Annotated in this window: 20 protein-coding genes and 1 pseudogene; 7 read left to right on the forward strand and 14 right to left on the reverse strand. The window is 36.5% G+C overall.

The features are described 5' to 3' along the window. Positions 1–79: 79 nt before the first annotated feature. Positions 80–520: a hypothetical protein gene (locus tag M3627_RS18580; RefSeq protein ID WP_251556971.1), complete on the reverse strand. Its 441-nt coding sequence runs from the start codon at positions 518–520 to the stop codon at positions 80–82. Between the two features lie 442 nt (positions 521–962). Between M3627_RS18580 and M3627_RS18585 the strand changes: the two genes are divergently transcribed. After that, the gene (locus tag M3627_RS18585) at positions 963–2,018 is read left to right on the forward strand and encodes an LLM class flavin-dependent oxidoreductase (protein WP_169358352.1); all 1,056 of its coding nucleotides are present in this window, start codon (positions 963–965) and stop codon (positions 2,016–2,018) included. A gap of 47 nt (positions 2,019–2,065) precedes the next feature. On the opposite strand, the gene M3627_RS18590 is transcribed toward M3627_RS18585, so the two are convergent. From M3627_RS18590 to M3627_RS18600, 3 genes are all read right to left on the reverse strand, one after another. Continuing rightward, a complete protein-coding gene (locus tag M3627_RS18590) occupies positions 2,066–2,452 on the reverse strand; it encodes an Hsp20/alpha crystallin family protein (protein WP_169358351.1) in 387 nt (128 codons plus the stop codon). 161 nt (positions 2,453–2,613) lie between these two features. Continuing rightward, entirely contained in the window at positions 2,614–3,423 is an 810-nt protein-coding gene (locus M3627_RS18595) for an undecaprenyl-diphosphate phosphatase (RefSeq protein ID WP_251556973.1), read from the reverse strand. Between the two features lie 352 nt (positions 3,424–3,775). Beyond that, positions 3,776–4,537, reverse strand: a complete 762-nt coding sequence (locus tag M3627_RS18600) for a glucose 1-dehydrogenase (RefSeq protein ID WP_251556974.1) — start codon at positions 4,535–4,537, stop codon at positions 3,776–3,778. A gap of 266 nt (positions 4,538–4,803) precedes the next feature. Between M3627_RS18600 and M3627_RS18605 the strand changes: the two are divergent. The 4 genes and pseudogenes from M3627_RS18605 to M3627_RS18620 all read left to right on the forward strand — a co-directional run bounded on the left by M3627_RS18605 (position 4,804) and on the right by M3627_RS18620 (position 9,612). Continuing rightward, positions 4,804–6,154: pseudogene (locus tag M3627_RS18605) on the forward strand (transposase). Between the two features lie 196 nt (positions 6,155–6,350). After that, positions 6,351–6,698, forward strand: coding sequence for a PadR family transcriptional regulator (locus M3627_RS18610; protein ID WP_251556975.1), 348 nt, complete (start codon positions 6,351–6,353; stop codon positions 6,696–6,698). Continuing rightward, on the forward strand, positions 6,685–7,692 hold the full coding sequence (locus M3627_RS18615) for an HAAS signaling domain-containing protein (protein WP_251556976.1): 1,008 nt from the start codon (positions 6,685–6,687) through the stop codon (positions 7,690–7,692). The genes M3627_RS18610 and M3627_RS18615 overlap by 14 nt, the downstream gene beginning before the upstream one ends. Positions 7,693–8,208: 516 nt before the next feature. After that, on the forward strand, positions 8,209–9,612 hold the full coding sequence (locus M3627_RS18620; RefSeq protein ID WP_251556977.1) for a DHA2 family efflux MFS transporter permease subunit: 1,404 nt from the start codon (positions 8,209–8,211) through the stop codon (positions 9,610–9,612). 118 nt (positions 9,613–9,730) lie between these two features. On the opposite strand, the gene M3627_RS18625 is transcribed toward M3627_RS18620, so the two are convergent. The 5 genes from M3627_RS18625 to M3627_RS18645 form a co-directional block, all read right to left on the reverse strand. Next, a complete protein-coding gene (locus tag M3627_RS18625) occupies positions 9,731–10,036 on the reverse strand; it encodes an ArsR/SmtB family transcription factor (RefSeq protein ID WP_251556978.1) in 306 nt (101 codons plus the stop codon). Positions 10,037–10,453: 417 nt separating this feature from the next. Then, positions 10,454–11,401: a cation diffusion facilitator family transporter gene (locus tag M3627_RS18630; protein ID WP_251556979.1), complete on the reverse strand. Its 948-nt coding sequence runs from the start codon at positions 11,399–11,401 to the stop codon at positions 10,454–10,456. A gap of 215 nt (positions 11,402–11,616) precedes the next feature. Next, positions 11,617–12,087 carry a DUF4306 domain-containing protein gene (locus M3627_RS18635; protein WP_251556981.1) on the reverse strand — a complete coding sequence of 157 codons (471 nt, stop codon included), beginning with the start codon at positions 12,085–12,087 and terminating at the stop codon, positions 11,617–11,619. Positions 12,088–12,221: 134 nt separating this feature from the next. Then, complete coding sequence (locus M3627_RS18640) at positions 12,222–12,761, reverse strand: PadR family transcriptional regulator (protein WP_251556983.1); 540 nt, start codon at positions 12,759–12,761, stop codon at positions 12,222–12,224. 44 nt (positions 12,762–12,805) lie between these two features. Continuing rightward, positions 12,806–13,996 carry a YhgE/Pip domain-containing protein gene (locus M3627_RS18645; protein WP_251556985.1) on the reverse strand — a complete coding sequence of 397 codons (1,191 nt, stop codon included), beginning with the start codon at positions 13,994–13,996 and terminating at the stop codon, positions 12,806–12,808. 536 nt (positions 13,997–14,532) lie between these two features. Here M3627_RS18645 and M3627_RS18650 point away from each other — a divergent pair. Beyond that, on the forward strand, positions 14,533–15,249 hold the full coding sequence (locus tag M3627_RS18650; RefSeq protein ID WP_251556987.1) for a metal-binding protein ZinT: 717 nt from the start codon (positions 14,533–14,535) through the stop codon (positions 15,247–15,249). A gap of 227 nt (positions 15,250–15,476) precedes the next feature. Then, entirely contained in the window at positions 15,477–15,854 is a 378-nt protein-coding gene (locus M3627_RS18655) for a hypothetical protein (RefSeq protein ID WP_251556989.1), read from the forward strand. 171 nt (positions 15,855–16,025) lie between these two features. Here M3627_RS18655 and M3627_RS18660 read toward each other — a convergent pair whose 3' ends face one another. From M3627_RS18660 to M3627_RS18680, 5 genes are all read right to left on the reverse strand, one after another. Further along, a complete protein-coding gene (locus tag M3627_RS18660) occupies positions 16,026–16,145 on the reverse strand; it encodes a YjcZ family sporulation protein (RefSeq protein WP_251556990.1) in 120 nt (39 codons plus the stop codon). A gap of 157 nt (positions 16,146–16,302) precedes the next feature. Next, complete coding sequence (locus M3627_RS18665; protein ID WP_251556991.1) at positions 16,303–17,067, reverse strand: ABC-2 transporter permease; 765 nt, start codon at positions 17,065–17,067, stop codon at positions 16,303–16,305. Continuing rightward, positions 17,064–17,990 (reverse strand): ABC transporter ATP-binding protein, encoded by a 927-nt coding sequence (locus M3627_RS18670; protein WP_251556992.1) that lies wholly within the window; start codon positions 17,988–17,990, stop codon positions 17,064–17,066. The genes M3627_RS18665 and M3627_RS18670 overlap by 4 nt, the downstream gene beginning before the upstream one ends. Continuing rightward, positions 17,991–18,203, reverse strand: coding sequence for a PLDc N-terminal domain-containing protein (locus M3627_RS18675; protein ID WP_240949579.1), 213 nt, complete (start codon positions 18,201–18,203; stop codon positions 17,991–17,993). It abuts the gene before it with no gap. Next, positions 18,204–19,322, reverse strand: a complete 1,119-nt coding sequence (locus M3627_RS18680) for a helix-turn-helix transcriptional regulator (protein WP_251556993.1) — start codon at positions 19,320–19,322, stop codon at positions 18,204–18,206. It lies immediately after the preceding gene. Positions 19,323–19,800: the final 478 nt, after the last annotated feature.

Consider the following 19,800-nt stretch of genomic DNA (forward strand, 5'->3'; position numbering starts at 1 on the left):
CCTTTTTGGCCATCGGTTAAGTGCTCAGGTTGCTCTTCAGCAGAGCCTTATCCCCTTAACGGATAAAGTAAGTATGTGTTTAGAATAAAGATAGTAATACATTTACACAAAATATTTTACATTCCCCCGCTTCCTCACGAGTGGCTCCGTTCCATGTACTTTGCGCAAAAGCAACAGCTGCACTCATTCCTAATGACTCATTTAGAAGCTGAACTCGCCCTGACTCCTCTAAGATTAGTCCGTCTACAAGACCAGCCTGGGCTATATAGCGAACTTGTTTATATGTAAAAGCACCTTGCTTCACTGTTTCTCTTGCAAGCTCTTCATTTTGTAAACGGTCTGTTAGTTTTGAAACCACATCATTATACTGGTCAAATGCGACTTCTAGTTTGATAGGACCTAATTGGTTCATGTACAATAGCTGATTGTCTAACAAACTTGCCTCTACTGTTTCTTCTACGGAAGAGCAATAAATATTTTGTAAAAAGTGCTCATTCTTTATGTATTCCATGTTTTTCACGTTCATCTTGCCTCCACTGGTTTCTTCTAATAAATAAGGAAACCATATAACTCATAAGTTGTATAGTAAAAAAGATATAACAACATTAATTTGTCACACGTTTGGTGAAATCCTTAATATGGGGATAACTTTCAGAAGCATTTTATAATAGGGATAACTATGTGTATAAGTGCATAACTTTTTAGAAATTATCTACATTCTCTCAAAAAAGATGTTATAAATTTTTGAATATGTGTGTAACTTTGTGGAGAAAGTCTAATTTCTACTATAATGAGCTGCTACATTTTATCTTTTGGGGAGAAGCTGTTTATAAGTTTGTTTTTTTTTTTAAGATAGAACACCTTTTAGATAAGACAAAAGCTTTCCATTTTAAAGTTTTCTTTAGTATCTTTAATTTACTAGTTATCTTTTTTAAACTGTAAACTTGGAGAGGTGACGATAATTGCAAAACTATAGAATAGACCAAAGCAAAGGCTTAGAGTTTGGCCTTTATACACTAGGGGACCATATTCCTAATCCCCATACTGGTGAACGTATTTCTTCCGCTCAGCGACTTAACGAAATAATAGAGCTAGCCAAATTAGCCGAGCAGGCAGGGCTAGATTTTTTTAGCGTAGGGGAAAGTCATCAGGAGTACTTTACTACACAAGCTCATTCCGTTGTTTTGGCTGCAATAGCACAAGCCACGGACACACTTAAAATTGCGAGCTCTTCTACGATTATAAGTACCTCTGACCCAGTACGGGTTTATGAGGATTTTGCTACAATTGATTTAATCTCCAAAGGTCGCACAGAAATCATTGCTGGCAGGGCTTCCCGAGTTGGTCTTTTCGATTTGTTGGGCTATAACGTAAGAGATTATGAAGAGCTCTTTGAAGAAAAATTTGAGCTGCTCCTTCAAATTAATAAAGAAGAGATCATAAACTGGAGCGGTGAATTTCGTGCTCCATTAAGGGAGGCACAGGTTATCCCTCGCCCGCAAAACGGTTCTTTACCAATTTGGCGAGCTGTTGGTGGACGTCCAGAAAGCGCAATCAAAGCAGGACATGCAGGCGTTCCAATGTTTATAGCAACATTAGGAGGTCCTGCTACTAGCTTTAAAGTTTCCATAGATGCTTATCGAAATGCAGCTAAAGAAAGTGGTTTTAATCCTGAAGCGCTTCCTGTTGCAACTGCAGGATTTTTCTACGCTGCAGAAACAACCCAACTAGCCCAACAAGAAATTTATCCTTATCTCAACCACGGTCTCCACCTAATCAACGGGCATGGTTATCCTAAGCATCAATTTATGCAAGGCGCCGATCCCCATGATGTGATGAATATCGGAAGTCCTCAACAAATTATTGAAAAGATCCTCTATCAGCATGAGGTTTTTGGTCATCAACGATACATTGCACAAATGGACTTTGGTGGGGTGCCTTTTGAGAGTTTAGTAAAAAATCTTGAACTAATAGGCAATGAAATTCTTCCGGCTATTAAGAAATACACAAGGAAATAACATACATTAAAAAGGAGATCCCAAACTTGGAGATCTCCTTTTTTTATCTATTTTAGCTTTGGCATTCTAACCTCTAGCTGGTTATTTTTATAGTTTACAATCATGTCTTCCTTAGAAACCAAGCTCGGGAGTGACACAGAACGGTGAAATCGACTTACGTAATGTGAATTTCTATTGTTTGCCTCTCCGGAGTGGTTAATCATGCCATTTATCATTAGCATGTTGTTTACCACTTCAATTTCGAGATCACTATTTTTATCCAAGCCAGGAATATTACATAATGCAACAATTTCATTATCCGTTTCCTTCATATCCATATGCAAGCTTCCGAGTTGCATCTCCTTAAAAAGGGGAAGCTCTCCAAAAAAGCGTTCTATTTCTTTAAATATATTATTGGTTAGCTGATTAAATGGATCAGACGGCAGTAATGACATAGACTTGCCTCCTCATTTTATTTGAAGGCGGTACAAATGGTTTGTACATCACCTTGCATCTCCTAACCTTTATATATGCAATTTAGCTGCACCCATCTAGGCGACCTATTTATTCATAAAAAAAAGAAAGAGAGGTAAGAACCCTCTTCCTAGTTGTACCTTTAAAAGAATATTAACAACAGAGTACCAACGGCGAAGCAATAATAAGTAAAATAATGCAGCTTCCCATTCTTCATGATTCCCATAAACCATCTCATTGCAAAATAGGACATGATAAAGGTACTTACAAAGGCTGCCAAATAAGGAATGGCTAATTCAGCCTTGTTTGGTTCATCGATAAAATCAGACAAACCAAGTACAACTCCTCCCAAACTTATCGGGATATAAAGCATAAAGGAGAACCTTAGCGCCGTCTCCTGTTTCATCCCTACTGCTATCGAGGAAATAATGGTAGCTCCTGATCTACTGATACCAGGTGTTAAAGCAACTGCTTGTCCTAAACCAACAATCCAAGCATCCTTGGCTGTCAGGTCTTTTTCTCCTTTTGTCCCCTTCATATTTCGGATCGTCCATAAGGCTAACCCGGTGATGAAAAGCATTATTGCAATTACCGTCAGACTGATGCTTTCAGCTATCCAGTCACTCAACAGAACCCCTAATATGCCCGCTGGAATCGTCCCAATAATTATAAAAAGCACAAATCGAAAATCACTTTTGTAACGCGTGTCTTTCTTCTGCACATAGGAAATAGAATTTGTTGCTAGTCTAATAATATCCTGTCTATAAATGAGCAAGATAGCCAGCAAAGAGGCTGTGTTTGTTAGTATCGCAAAGGTGAAGCCTTGTTCTCCTACTCCTAGTAGCTCACTAGCAATCATAACATGCCCACTCGATGAAACCGGAATTGGCTCTGTAAAGCCTTGAACAAGTCCAATAATAATCATTTTTAAAGTAAATATGAAGTCTTCCATTTTTCCCCCTATAGAACATTTATAATGTAAACAGACGTTTTATCCTAAAGAATGTTTCCATTGTTAAGCATTATATGCACGATATTATTAGAACAGTAATAGAGATTCTATATCTATAAGTTAATACCTAAAGAGTTAAAGCCAAGATAAATATGAAATTTTGAAACTGCCTTCTCTCTTTGCTAATTACTTCAACATCTATTTAGTAGCGGTGAGATTTTTAGACGTATTGTACGCTTCTAATCGAATAACACATTAAAAAGCAAAAATACCTCGAGAGTTTCATCCCTGGAGGTATTTTTCGATGCTCTTACTTTGATGCTCTTACTTAATAGAAAATAGTTAATGATAGTTAGTAAGCACTCCAACCACCATCAGCTGTTACTACAATACCATTGATAAGTGAAGATTCTTCAGAGGCTAGGAATAGGGCAATATTTGAGATGTCTGATACTTGACCTGCTCTTGTCATCATTCCAACACCTCGTGTGGCTTGCTTCATACCGAATGGATCAACATTATCCATAGCTGCTGCGAATCCTGTTTCTACGTGCCCAGGTGCAATGGCATTGGAACGAATACCAAGTGGTCCATAATGCGAAGCAACATTTTTAGTCATACCAACAACAGCATGCTTAGCTGCAGTATAAGTAAGTCCACCACGACCACCCATTACACCTGATAATGATGCCATGTTGATAATTGTGCCACTTCCGTTCTTTTCAAAATGAGGGAGCACTTGACGTATACAGCGCATAACACCTGTTACATTAATATTCATAACACGGTTCCATATATCATCCTCGACATTAGCGGCTGCTTGCATATTATCACCTACACCTGCATTGTTCACTAAAATATCAATGCGACCAAAATGCTCAATTGTGGAGGAAACCATTTTTTTCACATCATTCTCGTTTGCAACATTCACTTTAACACCAAAAACAGAAAATCCTGATTCTGTTAATTCTTTTACGGTAGATTGCAGAGCTTCCTCGTTAAAGTCAGCGATTACTACACTAGCGCCTTCTTTTGCATATGCAATTGCAATTTCCTTACCAATTCCAGCTCCACTTCCGGTGATTATAGCAGTTTTGTTTTCTAAACGGTTCATTTTCAAGCTCCTCTTAAAAGTATTAGATTCATTGTTATCTTAGTACAAAAAGATTCAACTATACAAAAAATAAGTCTATCGCTAGCTACAACATGGAAAAACAACAATATTAAAGAGATAATAACGAATTTTATATTCGTTTGAGTGAATTTCATAATTCCAATCCCTTCGGTATCAAGGGGTTTCGAACAATAAAAAAAGGGCACCTCCCTAATTTGGTATAATTTAAGTGACCAAACCAAAATTACCCAAGAGGTGAATGCCCTATGACTATTGTAAAACAAATTAGCCTTTTTGACATCCAAGAATTATTGGACTTGGAAAGATCTCGTCGGTTTGACGCAATTTTTGCCGCATTCGACGTACAACCGATTTTTCACTTATTCTCAAAAAAGACGATGCGTGGGGCACCACGTGAATTAAATTACGGTGCTATGATTCAGTCGCTCATTATTCGTATTGTGGAGCGTATCCCAACGATAAAGGATTTAGTTAAGCGTTTGGTCAACGACCCTTTATTTCGTTTGGATTGCGGGTTCCTTTTTTCAGACCCAGTTCCCTCGGAAGCTTCCTATTCCCGTATAATTGATGTCATTAGTCAATCGACTGTTCTAGATGACATGCAGGATGCCCTAATTCATCATGCGTTTCTAGAAGGTTTTCTTTGTGATGAGCACTTGGCAATCGATGCGACACATTTCGAATCACGCGATGCTTCGAAACCTTCTGAAAAGAAAGAAACGCCTCTGAAAAAACGTGGGAGAAAAACAAAAGAAGAGCACGCCGTTTGGCTCTCTGAACAAGCGGCGATCGATGCGAATCAAACGACTTACGAGAAAAAGATCGAGCACCAATTAGATACCCCTGGAAACACTTTGGGCAGACGCACCAATTGCCCCACAATGGGGCATCAAGAAAAATAGCGACGGTAAAAATACATTCTGGTATGGCTTTAAAGGACATTTGGCTGTTTCATCAAAAAGCCAATATATCGTGAGTCGGCTTATGACATCCGGCAACTTACATGATAGTAAAGCAGCGATTCCCTTACTAAAAAAGGTTGAACACTTGATACCGAATCATTTTACAATAGCTTTATTCGATGCAGGCTATGATTATGAACCAATATATACGCAGGCGATTAGGCAAAAGATGCATGCAGTTATCCCATATAATATTCGCCGTGAAGGTGAATACATCGGTTTTGATGAACACTTCCGTCCCACTTGTGTACGTGAACATAGCTACTGTTACGATAGTTTTGACGAGCAATATCGCACGCTAAAATTTACGCGCCCAAAAGAATGTGCGGCCTGTCCTTTACGCGAAGATTCTTTATGTCAAAAGGTATTCAAAATCAAGTGTGACTCAGATATTCGAAAATACACGTATCCAGCACGTGGCTCTAAACTGTGGAAAACTCTTTACAAAGAACGAACGGCCGTTGAACGCGTAAACGCCTATTTAAAACAATATTTTCAATTAAAGAATGTCCGTCATCGAACAGGAAGAAAGGCAAAGCTACATTTCAATCTGGTAACGTTTATTTATAATGCCTGCAAATTAGCGGCAGATCGAATCCAGGTCATTTTACAAAATCAAAAGATAGCAGCCTAAATTTTAAAAACGTAAGTTTTAACCCAGGGGGCAGTCTAAGCTTAAGAAAAAGACGATTTATGAAATTGACTCGTTTATGTAATTTTTTTAAGTAAAGCCTACATAAAATAATTTTTTTCTAATAAAGTATTATATATGTTATAATTCGTCACCTAATAGTGTATGATATACAGTATAGAAAAAGAGGTGAGAATAATTGGTTAATTTGTTGGATTCATACATGACTGAACTTAGAAGAGGAACGCTTCCTTTAGCAGTTTTAAGTCAATTACGAAAGCCACAGTACGGTTATTCGTTAGTTCAAGGATTAGAAAGTGCTGGGGTTTCTATTGAACAAAGTACACTATATCCCTTACTACGTCGTTTAGAGAAACAAGATTTATTAACAAGTAGCTGGGATACAACAGAAAGTAGACCAAGAAAGTATTATGTACTAAGTGATTATGGCATAGAGGTTTTTGAACTATTAAAAGGAGAGTGGGAGAAAATGACTTTAGAATTGAGGTCACTTTTAGAGGGAGATGATTTAAATGAATTTGATTGATGCTTATGTGTATGAAGTAACAAGAAGACTTCCAAAAAAATCGCGAGATGATATTGCAATGGAGCTAAAATTTTCGATTGAAGATATGCTCCCAGAGGGCTATACAGAAAAAGAAGTAAAAGAGGCGCTAGCTAAAATGGACGATCCTGCTGTTTTAGCAGCAAGCTATCGTGATAAGCCGATGTATTTAATCGGTCCAAGGGTTTATGACGCTTATATAGAAACACTAAAGATGATTTTCCCTTGGGCAATCCTTATATGTGTCATCCTAAATGTTGTTGCAAGTATTGGGCTTTTCAATGGAGAAGAAGCGGTATTATCGGTAATTATTAATATCTTTACAGACACTATCGTTAATGTCATATACCTTATTTCACAAGTATTTATCTGGGTCACTATAGTATTTGTCATTGTAGAACGAGTTGGTCTATCCAAAAATGATCTACCCTTAACGAAAAGAGGCACTCCTTGGACACCAGAGGATTTAAAGGATGTCCGAATCGTCCCTGCAAAAAAAATGATAACAACCGGAGAAATAGTTTTTAGTATCTTGTGGACTGTAATATGGGCTGTAATTTATTGGAACGCTGATCACCTTGCTGGAATATACCGGTCAGCTGAAGATACGGGCTTACAGCTAGTAATGCCCATTTTTGACCAACAGGTGTTACTATCATATTGGCCTTTAGTAGTAGCATTTATTGTACTTGAGATTGGGTTGGCTCTTTACAAGTGGTATGTTGGTCAATGGACAAAGAATGTTGCAATTGTAAATGGAATCATCCATACGATGAGTATTATTACTTTTATCATCATAACAAGTCATGCTAATTTATATAACGAGGCTACGATTCCTTATATGGCAAACGTTTTAGAAATGAACATCCCCTCCTTGCTATCTGTGATTGAAATAATATGGATTATCATTGTGGTATCTGTAGTCATTTCTACAGTTATGGAGCTAGCAGACAGCTATAAAAAGGCTAAAATTTAATAATATATACTCAACCCTCCAAGCAAATAATGCTTGGAGGGTTAACTATATCCACAACAAATACTTATACTTCCTCCTAAATAAAACTAATCCCCCTCTTAATACCTACCAATAAAATCTCAATATTCAACCTTAAATATGTCTAAAATGTGAACTACATAAATTTCCCTACGAAAAAAACACTTACATCACAAGAAATTATTTTGTTATAGTAACAACTAGACCGGTCAAAACAAAGAAATTATAAAAATACACAAATCGCTTATAGTCGACATATAGTGATTGCTATTTTTTACTTAAGTGTACTCATAGTACAACTTATAAATTATTTCTAAATAATAATGAAGTATATAAATACTTGGATATGTTATTTTTAGAGCTCAAGAAGCCCTAGAATAATATCTGCCATATCGGGACGTCAGTAGATGTTTACTCACGTTTACAAAACAAAGAAGTATTCCCCTTAAGACAAAGTCTAGGGGAATATCTATTTTATAGAGGGAGTTTCAAATATAAATGAATAAACAGTTCAAGACAGGACCGATAATGGCTGCTCTTTTAGTAGCAGGATTTGTCGGACTTTTTAGTGAAACCGCATTGAATATTGCTTTAGGAGACTTAAGTTTAATATTTGATGTTAAACCTACAACCATTCAATGGTTAGCCACGGGTTACTTTTTAACTTTAGGTATTTTAGTACCTGTAACGGGAATTCTGATGCAAAAATTTACAACACGTCAAATGTTCCTTACTTCTATTTCTTTATCCATTATCGGAACTATTTTAGCTGCAGTTTCACCGACTTTTAGCCTTTTGCTAGTTGGACGTATTATTCAAGCAGCAGGATTAGCGATCAATTTGCCATTAACGCAAAATGTCATCTTTACTATTTTCCCTCCTAACAAACGTGGTGCTGCAATGGGAGTAATGGGACTAGTTATGTTAGCAGGACCAGCATTAGGTCCAACGATTGCTGGACTAATTTTAGATACACTATCATGGGAATGGATCTTTTGGGTAACCATTCCGTTCTTACTACTCTCTGCTATCATCGGCTTAGTGTTCTTGCCTAATGTTAACGAAATTCGAAAAGTTTCTATAGACATTTTATCTGTTATTCTTTCAACGCTTGGCTTTGGGGGCATTGTATACGGAGTAAGTGTTGCCGGAGAACATGGCTGGACGAGTACAATCGTTATAACATCCATTATTGTTGGTGTGATTGCATTAATTCTGTTCTCTCTTCGTCAAACGAAAATGGAGAATCCAATGCTGAATTTGAAGGCCTTTAAATATCCTTTATTCGTCTTGGGAGTTGTAATGAGCTTTATCACATTCTTTAATATGCTATCATTGCTTGTTGTTTTACCTATGTACATGCAAATGGCATTATTAATGCTTGCCTTTACTACTGGCCTGGTATTACTACCAGGAAGCTTGTTGAATTGTATTTTAGCACCTACCATCGGACGGATGTTTGATAAGTTTGGTCCAAAAGCTGTAATAACTCCAGGTACTATCTTTGTTGTTATTGGGTATATCCTTTATGCTTCATTTGGTACCGACACAGCTACATGGTTATTAGTTGTTACACATATTATCATGATGCTTGGTATCGGTATGGTACTTGCTTCTACGCAAACAAATACACTAAATTCATTGCCTAGAGAATACTATCCAGATGGAATAGCATTAACTCAAACAGTTCAACAAGTAGCTGGGGCAATGGGTATTGCCATCATGGTTTCAGTGTTGTCTGCAAAACAAAGTAGCTATTTAACAACGGTTAATGATAATTTAGCAGAGGCAACTGCTTCTGGCTCATCATTCGTATTTACCCTAGGTTTAATATTGGCAATCGTAAATCTTGTGCTATCTCTATTTATGAAAAAGCCAGGAGAAGTAAGACTTAAAGAATAATACAAGCCCTCTCTACAAATAAAAAGCTCCGAAGATTTACGTAAAGTAAATATCGGAGCTTTCTTTTTGGTTACAAGCAACTTTGGAATGCAAGTAGAAGCCTAGCCAAAAGATTAAGTTAATGCTTGGCATGGCTCACAGCCTGATGCAATAAGTTCATCACGTGATCATCATCGCTTGAATAGTACATGGTAGTTCCTTCACGGCGAAACTTTACTAAGCGCAAGTTCTTTAAAAAGCGAAGCTGATGAGAAACCGTTGTTTGCCCTAAATTTAATGATTCAGCTATTTCATTGACAGAGTGCTCTTCACAGCATAAATAATTTAATATTCGTATACGAGTAGGATCACTTAGTGCTTTGAACGTCTGGGATACAACGAAAAGGGTTTCTTCGTCTAAATCATGCTGTAACTTTTCCTCCACTTTATACCCTCCTTATTTTTTTAGTTAGCTTTGTTAAAGATATGAGTTTATTTTGACTAACAATTCTTTTTTATAGTGACTGTAAACATAAACAAAGGTACTTTCAAATGTCTGTTAAATATAAATAGATGATGAAATTGGGGTTGGTGACCATTTCGAAGCTTTATTTATTCGAGTAAATTATTAGCGATTTATCGATGATAAAGCTGTTCCATTTATTGATTGGAGCGCCAGACGGCGACTCCAGTGGGATGAGTGAGACAGATAAGACATCACAACCGCGCGCGTTAGCGACGGGTGATGGCTTATCGCTCACCCCACGGAAAGCGTCCGGTTGGGGCGGAAATCAATTCTACTCTCTGATTTAATATTTCTTTGCATCCTAAATCAACCATAACCTTTAACATAGCCTTTTAGTTAGTGGTGATGATGGTGGTGAGCTCCTGTGTCTTCTGCCTTTGTTGTACATAAAATAGATGAATCATGTTTATGTGATTCTGTTTCCAGTTGAATAGTCACATGCTGTATACTTTGATGAGCTAAATCGTGCTCTACTTTTTGCAGGAGTTTTTCACCCTCACCAATTGTCATTTCCTTTTTCACAACCACATGGCAGGATAGTGCATTCAAGCCACTGGTTATAGACCAGATGTGCAAATCATGGACACTATGGATTTCAGGGTTTTGTTCGATTGTTTGTACAATGTTATTTATGTCTACATTTTGTGGGGTACCTTCCATTAGAACATGGAGAGATGCCTTTGTTACAAAGTATCCACTTCTTAATACAAGCGCAGCGACAATCACACTAGCCAATGGATCCGCCCATCCCCATCCAAAGAACAGGATGAGTAATGCAGCAATGATTGCTCCGACTGAGCCTAGCATATCACTAATAACATGCAAGTAAGCTCCTCGCATATTTAGGTTGTCTTCTGTGTCACTACCTCGCATCATGAACCATGCTACAAAAATATTAACCGCTAACCCAACAGAACTAATGATTAGCATTCCAGTTGTCGCAACCTCTGGTGGATTAGCAAATCGCATAAATGCCTCATAAAAGATAAAGAATGCGATTCCTATAAGCGTTAGTCCATTGAGCACAGCTGCTAAAATTTCAAAACGCTTATAGCCATATGTTTTATTAATATTTGCAGCTTTCTCACCGTAGCGAAATGCGAGCAAAGCAATTGCTAAAGAAACGGCATCGCTTAGCATATGTCCTGCATCTGAAAGAAGCGCCAAGCTGTTGGTCAAATAGCCCCCGATTGCCTCTACAATCATATAGGTGAAAATGATAAAAAAAGAAACGAGCAATACTTTTTTATTGGCACTGTGTGTGTGATTATGGTGATCCGACATAATAACTCCTCCCCTTCCCCCTATTTATATTAAAACCTTAAACTAATATATGTTTATATATTCATATATACATAATATATCCTCTTTATTGTTTTGTAAACGGGATGGATTCACTAAAGGCATATTAAATTATGAATGAAAAAAAGCCCACACTAGTGAAGTATCGGCTTCTGGTTTAGCTCTTATAATATTTAGCTATTTATGGAACAGGGAATTTAAGTTGTTATCCCCTTATTTTTGTTGGTAACAAGTAAGATAGTTGCTACACCAATCGCTAAAATTCCTATTAAAAGAGAACTGTAAAAAAATATGGTTAGACCTATCGTTGGGGAACCTGATATTAAATTACATAGAACCAAGAATACAATTCCGACAGAAGTTAGAAAATAAGAAAATAGCTTTGTTTTACCTTTAAATAATATGTAGCCGATCAGTATAATTATATACGTTCCACTTAATAGCATGATTAAAGGATAGGCAGGTGAGAATTTAGCTGCATATATAAAATAATCTATTGTCAAAATGTCGCTCGTTTGGTTTACTGACCCATTAAACCAATTTGAAAAAATAGCTGTATGCTTCCACTCCCATATAGCCGTTGTCAATGTACTTCCCTCATACCAAGAAGCAATTGTAGAAAATATTAACAACATCAAACCAATGACCACTTGAATAAACAGTTTCAAATACTTCACCTCCAATTATACCCATTATACAATTTCCCACGATATTTACTCAATTTTATAACCAATCTATAAAATGGAATTCTACTCTAAATACAAAAGGGTTATTCAGCTATGGAATTAGCTGAATAACCCTCTTATATTTCATTTCTTTTAATACGACTAATTAACTCCCCAAGCCAATGCGAGGTATGATCAGTCTTGTCTGAAAAATATTCTCCAAGATAATTGACTAAATGTTCTTTCTCCTCTGTTAACTTTACTTGGTTTTCTAAGTTTTTTATGTTATTCCATCGTTCCTTGAGAAGCGTTATTTTCTTTTCAAGTATCTTAATTACTTTTTCGCGATCAACATATTCTATATTTGCTAGAGCGATGACCATTCCGCTAATTGTATCTGTATTCTCAAATATATGATAAATTTTTTGTGGTAAAGCAGCTTTACCTTTCTCAGTTATCGCAAATACTTGTTTATCAGGTCGGTGCTCCTCCTTAATAATTTCTACCGGTTCAATCAGTCCTTGTTTTACCAAAGATTCAAAATGATAATATAGCTTACTTTCTGTTACTCCCCCTAATTGATCTAGGGGAATTGGCTCTGAAAGCTCTTTTTTTAACTTATATGGATAGTTATTATCCTGCATTAATTTGCCCAATATATATATTTGAATTGCCATTATAGTACCGCTCCTTTGGCAGAATTATATTCATTGTAGCAAAATCATGCAGTAATTTCAGTATTATTCACAACTTCCTTTGTTTCGCTTATTGAAGCTCTTTCTATTGGAACTGGTTTATGGACGAAGGCTACAAGCAGCATATTTATTAACATTGCTCCTAAACCGACCGCAATCATGCCCCATACATAAGGTGTTGGGCTAATACCTCCATACATATTAGCAAAGTATGCTTGTACAGAGTAATACATTGGGGAAATATAGCTTACCCACTCGTACGGTCCATACATCATGTCTCTTGTAATGGTTGCTCCATTTGCAATGGTCTGTACTAGTAGGACTGGTATGTTCAGAATCATACCACCCTCCCCAACAAGGAATATAAACATTGCCGTAAAGTTAAATGCTACCATATAGTTTAAAACTTGCTGACCAAAAAGACCTAAAAATAAATCTCCACTAGGTTCATTTACTAGATAGGTAATCCCCATTGCTGCAAGAGCCGCAAGTACGGCAATCATTAATGCAGTCAATTGCACGTAAACGAATAAACGAGTTTTGCTCGCTTTTCCGCGGCTCTCCTTGAAGGAAGCTACTAATTGCATTGCTGCAATCATTGCCCCTACATAACCTGCCATTGTTAAGAACATCGGAAGCATGTTGTTATGCATACCATCCGGGATGTCATTGATCGTTACTACGTTTCCAACATACGATGTTTCAATCGTTTCTGCCATTGCAGCAGCTTGGTCTTCAGGAACATTAAAGTTCATTAACACTCCCTTTGCGGTCTGCTGAGAAAACTGAGCGCTTAACTGATTGTTTATCTCCGTGACAATAGACGTCATGGAGGAAGAAACAACTGTTGCACCCGCTTCGTTAACAGTGAAGTCAATACTGGATGATACTTCTCCGTTCTGCATGTTTGCCGAGAAATTTTCAGGAATGTGAATTACTAGAGTTACTTCATTTTCCTCTAGCTGTTCTAACGCATTCTTATTGGACAAATCTGTTTTAATCTCTTCAAATGGTAAACTTTCTTTTAACTGGTCGGCAATCACCGAGCCATATTCACCGGCATCCTCATTGACTAGGGCTATTGGAAGTTGATCGATATTACCTGGGATCGCTGTATACCCTGGAAGAAAAATCCCCAGCATAGCAACTGCATAAAATATCCCCATAAAAATGGAAGCAATAGCTCCCTTTGTTTTCAAAAATTGTGTAAACTTCATTTACCTTTTTCCTTCTTTCATTATCTAATCACTTTAAATAAACTACTTTAATTTGAGTACTTTAAATAAATCACTTTGTAAGTATAATCTTTTAAAAGTAAATTGGCAAAAGAAAAAGGGTTCTTTTCGTATTTCATACGCTAAATATGTCCAAACTAAGAGTTAATTTTGTTTGAACAAATTCTCTAAGTGTTTTTAAGTGTTCCTACTTACTATGGTCGAGCTAAATATGGACTTATAAAAAAGAGCTTAGCAGTGAACATATGTTCATGCTAAGCTCTTTCGTTTCCACAAACAAACCTCTAAATTTGAGTTACTTAAAGCTTGGAATTGTGATCTATTTTCAATTGATGCACCACGGACAGAGAGCGATGTGAGTGACAAAATAAATAGTCCACGTTGGGAAGCTATCTATTTCTTCATCTTAATGGAGTTTAGAATTTTTAAAAACTAACCAATTATTTCTTGACGTGCCTTAAAACTAAACGTATAATTCTAAATCGTAACCATTACTATTTATAAAAGGAGTGTTATTTATGAAGATATCGTTAGGAAATGGGTTAAGCTTTTTAGCTATCAGCACCTTATTAGTTGGATGTCAGGCTACTGATCTCTCCGAAGAAAAGAACCTTGAGAACGAGACGTCCCAGGAAGCAACAGACAAGCGTGTTGAAAAAAGTGAACATGGGCATAATCACTCTCATGTCGAAAAAAAAGATAAGATTTACGCCGGTTATTTTAAAGATAGTCAAGTACAGCATCGTGCTCTTTCGGATTGGGATGGTGACTGGCAATCCGTCTATCCATACCTCGAGGATGGCTCACTTGATGAAGTATTTGCACATAAGGCAGAGCATGAAGGCAAGAAGTCTGCTGAAGACTATAAGGAATACTACCGAGTTGGATATCAAACAGATGTTGATCGTATTGTGATTAAGGAGGACACGATCACCTTTTACAGGGGGGAAAAAGAGGTGAAAGGCCAGTATATATATGATGGCTATGAGATTTTGACCTATGAGGCAGGAAATAAAGGAGTAAGATACATATTTAAGCTTAAGGAAGAAACACAAGGTCTTCCACAATACGTTCAGTTCAGTGATCATATTATATCTCCGAAGGAGTCTGACCACTATCACCTCTATTGGGGGAACGACCGACAGACTTTACTTCAGGAAGTAAATAACTGGCCAACCTTCTTCCCATCAGGAATGAGCGGGCATGATATAAGCCATGACATGATATCGCATTAACCTACAATCATCTACATCTTCACTATTTGTTGTTACATTATTAACCGCTATTTAAGAAAATTTTCTCAAACGTTGAAAGAGAGAATTAGTCCCCTTATCACGTTAAGTTTAAGTGGCAACGAATTATATCAATTTATTATTCTTATAAGAATTCCATTAAAAGTCTAAGTCTAGAAGGCACTTTTCCATATATTATAAATAGGTTTACTCTGTAAGGAGGTGAGTACATGCCACTTTTTTCACCAGTACCAAGAAGATCCTTTCCTCCAAGTTATAGACAAGGGTTTGGCCCTCCTTATCAAGGGCAACAGTTCGGTCCTCCTTACCAAGGGCAACCTTTTGGACCTCCTTATCAAGGACAACCATTTGGGCAACCATTTGGACCACCTAATCAGGGGCAGCAGTTTGGTCCCCCTAATCAGGGACAACCATTTGGGCAACCTTTTGATAATAGATGGAACCAGCCTTCTTCCAATAATTCTTCCCCAGGCTTTTTAGGAAGACTGCCCAATCATATCAACACACTTGCGGGTCACGCCACTACCTTACAAAATGGATATAACATGATGAGACAATTAGGATCTGCTATAGGCTTGTTTAGGTAGTTAAAAGCCGATGTTCCTTACTATTTAAGGACATCGGCTTTTTGTTATATTGTCTTGTAATATTTTTTATTTCATCTAAAAAAAACAACTAACTCAATTAAGAGAAAGTCGATTTTTTTAGAAGAAAGTTAAGAATGGGATTTATTTTTAAACTCAGCTAGTAGCAACTAACTAATAAATGAACGATGCTCCCACAATTATAAGTAGGATAAACAACACTATAAGTAGCACGAAACCAGATCCACTATTACCATAACCTGCTCCGCCACCTTGATTTTCATATCCAGACATTTACTATTCCCCCTCTCCTCCTGATACTTATAGATTATGTAAGAAAAAAAATATGGATAAGGTAATTTATTACATAATCGATAAATAATTATTGGACAAATGAAGATAGAGTTTGGAGAAAGAGGCTGTGTAGGGCTTGCACCCATTAACCTTATTGTTATAGTTGTTTTTTATTGAAAATAGCTATGGAACTTAAAAGGATTATGAAAATACTTGCAACGGTTAGCCAAATAACATTCGTAAAATCTTCTGTTGCCATAGCACCGGTTAGTAATTCTACATTATTCGTTGCTAGCCGGATCGGGTTATATGCTTCTGTTTTCTCAAACATATTTAGTAGTAGTAATGCTACAAATACTATTCCCGAAAAAAGCATCGGCATATAGGTTGATGAGGCTAAGACATTTCCAAACAAAAATACAGCAATCATTAAAATGCCAAATAACCATAAACAAAAAGCAGCAAAGTAGTAATGCGAAACAGTACCCATATCCCAATAATAAGATGTATATGCGAAGGTCGTCCAAAAAGCTAGAGCATAGCTTAGTGTCCAAATTAGTGATATAGCTGTGACTTTCGACCAGATAACTGTTTTTCTTGAAAGCCCTTTTGTTAACATGAGGATGAGGGTCCCTTTTGACAACTCTGCTGATAGTGTAGTACTAAATAAAATTATGAACAAAATAATACCCATTTGTGAGACATTTTTATAAAACTGGATCCAAGAATCGAGGGCAGTTGGCTCTGGAATATCCATTACCACACCTGCTGGCATAAACTGTTCAAATAATACAGGCATTAATTTTGCAGTTAACGGGCTCATAATGCCAAGACCTAAAAAAATAGTGACTATAATCCACAATTTATAAGTACGATGTGATTCCATTAATTCTTTTTTTATAAATGCTTGAAATGATTTCATTTAACCACATCCATAAATATATTTTCTAATGATTGATCCATTTTTTCTAACTTTTGCGGAAAAACTTGCGCTTCCTGGAATGCTTGCAAAACTAATTGCTCTGTAAAATGGGTATGTTTAAATTGCAGACTCATTTTCTCCTCTTTAAAATTACTATCATTCAACAAATTTTGAATACTTGATAATCCGCAAAATTTGTTTTTATCATCCTCTGTTCCAAATTGAATATACAATTGATCAGATTGATCAGATTGATATTGCCTTTTTATAGCTTGTAGATCTCCCTCCATCACAATTTTACCTTCATGTAACACAGCAATATCGTCACAAATACGTTCCACATCAGATAATACATGTGTTGAAAAAATAACCGTTGTTTTCTGCTTTACTTCATGTAAGATGTCTAGTATCTGTTTTCGACCAATTGGATCCAATGCTGAGGTCGGTTCATCACAAATTAATAATTTAGGCTCATTTAAAAGTGCTTGCGCAATTCCTAGACGTTGCTTCATCCCTCTTGAATAAGTACCAATCCTACCAGATTCGTTAGCCAATCCAATAAGATCTAACAATTCATCGCTTTTCTGCTTCGTATATGATTGCTTCAAACCAGTAATTTGACCACATAATAGAAGGTATTCTCTTGCAGTCATAAAGGGATAAAACATTGGAACATCAGGTAAAAATCCAATGTATTTATTGGTTTTCGTCTCACCGAAACGAACCAATTCTCCACAAATATTTAAACTACCTTCATCTGGTTGTAGTAAACCTAATAACATTTTCATTGTAGTCGTTTTTCCTGAACCATTTCTGCCAAGAAAGCCAAAGACTCGATTCTCTTCAACTGTAAATGAAATATCATCAATTACCTTTTTTTCTCCGAATTGCTTCTTCAGTCCTTTTACTTCAACAATGGACATTTATTTATCACCCCGTCCAAATACGAAATAAATAACAGGACCAATAAATTGAAAGAAGAGTACTACGATAATCCACATCACCTGGTTTCCAAACCTATATGTCGGGTGCTTTATTACATGAACTACTGCAAAGATGGCCAATCCAAACTGAATAATAATCAGTGGTAATAAAAATGGTAAATATTCTATTAAAGTTGACATGTTGCTCTCCATTTACTTTTTTCCTCCTAATGAGAATTTTAAATTTTCGACAAGCAATTTATATAAAGGATCCTCTTGAATAAAACCGAACGCCGGTTGTGCGCATACGCTTTGCAGCATACTTTCTTTAATCACTTCATCATCCCGCACTGCATTAATACCTAAATCTAAATTTTCAAGCCAGTCATCAATTAACGTAAAAAAATTATCTCCATGTAATGTAAATGGAAAAATGTTAGACGTGCAAACCCCTACATATCTTTCCAACCAGTACAACGTTTTCTCTCGATTCCCTTGCATTGCGTATCCTTGGGCAGCTGCATAGTAAAACTGCAACACGATATTCGGATGCAATTCCTTTAATCCAAAAATAGAAGTAATCCCTTCCATGCGCAGAATGGTTTCTTCGAATTTCTCTTGATCGTCAATATTTAATAACATATATGAATGAGCAGTTCCTGCTAGACTTGATAAGCTTTGATACATATTCACTTGTAAGGTGCGTTTTGCTTGCTCTACATCACCCATCATTTGAAAGGCATTAGATAGTACAATTTCATCGCCAACAGCAGGGCGTAACGTATCCCCTAACAAAGACAATACTTTTTCAGGTTTCTTTAATAATAAATAAATGACTGCTTGTAACGAATTTGCCTGTTTATTAAGCCAAACATCATCACTTTCTTGCTTAATCCTTACAAACAGCTGAGCTGTCTCCTCTAAAATAGCTTGTTGTTTTTCCTCCGTTGGCGCGAGCATATAATGATTCAAATAAAGAACACCCATTTGAAGTAAGAAGGGAAAGCATGCATAATACTTTTGAATTATACTTTGGCTTTCCTCGTATACTAACTCAAAATCCTGTTTACTAAATTTTGTAGCAAGCTCGTGATATTGTTTCTTTATCTCATCCTTCGTTAACTGCGGTACATAACCAATCAGTTCGTCAATCGTTATATTATAAAATGATGCAAGCTTCGGCAGAAGTGTTATATCTGGATAAGTTTTACCTGTTTCCCATTTGGATATAGAGGCTTTGGAAACACCTATAAATTTTGCTAGGACATCTTGTGTAATTGCTTTTTCTTCTCTTTTTTTTATAAGTATTTGACTAATCGTAAGTCTCATCATACTCATCTCCTTCATCCTTACCTTCATTGTACTAATCACACGAATAACCCTCAAACGGTTTATTGTTAACTTTAGTTAAAAAAATCAACCTGTAGGAAACATGTCAATAATTAGAGGTTTAACAAGTGACACCATAAATGTATTTGTACTAACAGGCTGTGATGAAAGTAATCCCGACTGGGCTTTTTTTAGAGCAATCCAATAAAGGGAGCTGGTATAAAAATTCTTATTAACCCCCTAATAAAACGAGTTTTTGGCTATTTTTAAAATAGTGTTTCTTGCTATATATTAAACAATCTATTAAAGCATAAGCCCATTTTTACTCTTCCTTCCTAGATTACCCAGTTATAAATTAGGCTCTCCAATACAAGTATTACTACTCCCCTATTGTTACTAGAGGAGCATTTTAATTGAGTAACCCACCTTTTATAATCCATAAGTAAAAGCCGATGATCCAGTTAATGGGTCATCGGCTTTT

This window comes from Psychrobacillus sp. MER TA 171 (assembly GCF_023713305.1).
Classification (GTDB): domain Bacteria; phylum Bacillota; class Bacilli; order Bacillales_A; family Planococcaceae; genus Psychrobacillus.

Coding starts and splice junctions, on each gene's coding strand:
- M3627_RS18665 (WP_251556991.1), bottom strand. CDS start 17,067: ATGAAATCATTTCAAGCATTTATAAAAAAAGAATTAATGGAATCACAT.
- M3627_RS18595 (WP_251556973.1), bottom strand. CDS start 3,423: ATGGAAGACTTCATATTTACTTTAAAAATGATTATTATTGGACTTGTT.
- M3627_RS18620 (WP_251556977.1), top strand. CDS start 8,209: ATGAATAAACAGTTCAAGACAGGACCGATAATGGCTGCTCTTTTAGTA.
- M3627_RS18680 (WP_251556993.1), bottom strand. CDS start 19,322: ATGATGAGACTTACGATTAGTCAAATACTTATAAAAAAAAGAGAAGAA.
- M3627_RS18650 (WP_251556987.1), top strand. CDS start 14,533: ATGAAGATATCGTTAGGAAATGGGTTAAGCTTTTTAGCTATCAGCACC.
- M3627_RS18615 (WP_251556976.1), top strand. CDS start 6,685: ATGAATTTGATTGATGCTTATGTGTATGAAGTAACAAGAAGACTTCCA.
- M3627_RS18640 (WP_251556983.1), bottom strand. CDS start 12,761: ATGGCAATTCAAATATATATATTGGGCAAATTAATGCAGGATAATAAC.
- M3627_RS18655 (WP_251556989.1), top strand. CDS start 15,477: ATGCCACTTTTTTCACCAGTACCAAGAAGATCCTTTCCTCCAAGTTAT.
- M3627_RS18630 (WP_251556979.1), bottom strand. CDS start 11,401: ATGTCGGATCACCATAATCACACACACAGTGCCAATAAAAAAGTATTG.
- M3627_RS18645 (WP_251556985.1), bottom strand. CDS start 13,996: ATGAAGTTTACACAATTTTTGAAAACAAAGGGAGCTATTGCTTCCATT.
- M3627_RS18675 (WP_240949579.1), bottom strand. CDS start 18,203: ATGGAGAGCAACATGTCAACTTTAATAGAATATTTACCATTTTTATTA.
- M3627_RS18660 (WP_251556990.1), bottom strand. CDS start 16,145: ATGTCTGGATATGAAAATCAAGGTGGCGGAGCAGGTTATGGTAATAGT.
- M3627_RS18600 (WP_251556974.1), bottom strand. CDS start 4,537: ATGAACCGTTTAGAAAACAAAACTGCTATAATCACCGGAAGTGGAGCT.
- M3627_RS18590 (WP_169358351.1), bottom strand. CDS start 2,452: ATGTCATTACTGCCGTCTGATCCATTTAATCAGCTAACCAATAATATA.
- M3627_RS18670 (WP_251556992.1), bottom strand. CDS start 17,990: ATGTCCATTGTTGAAGTAAAAGGACTGAAGAAGCAATTCGGAGAAAAA.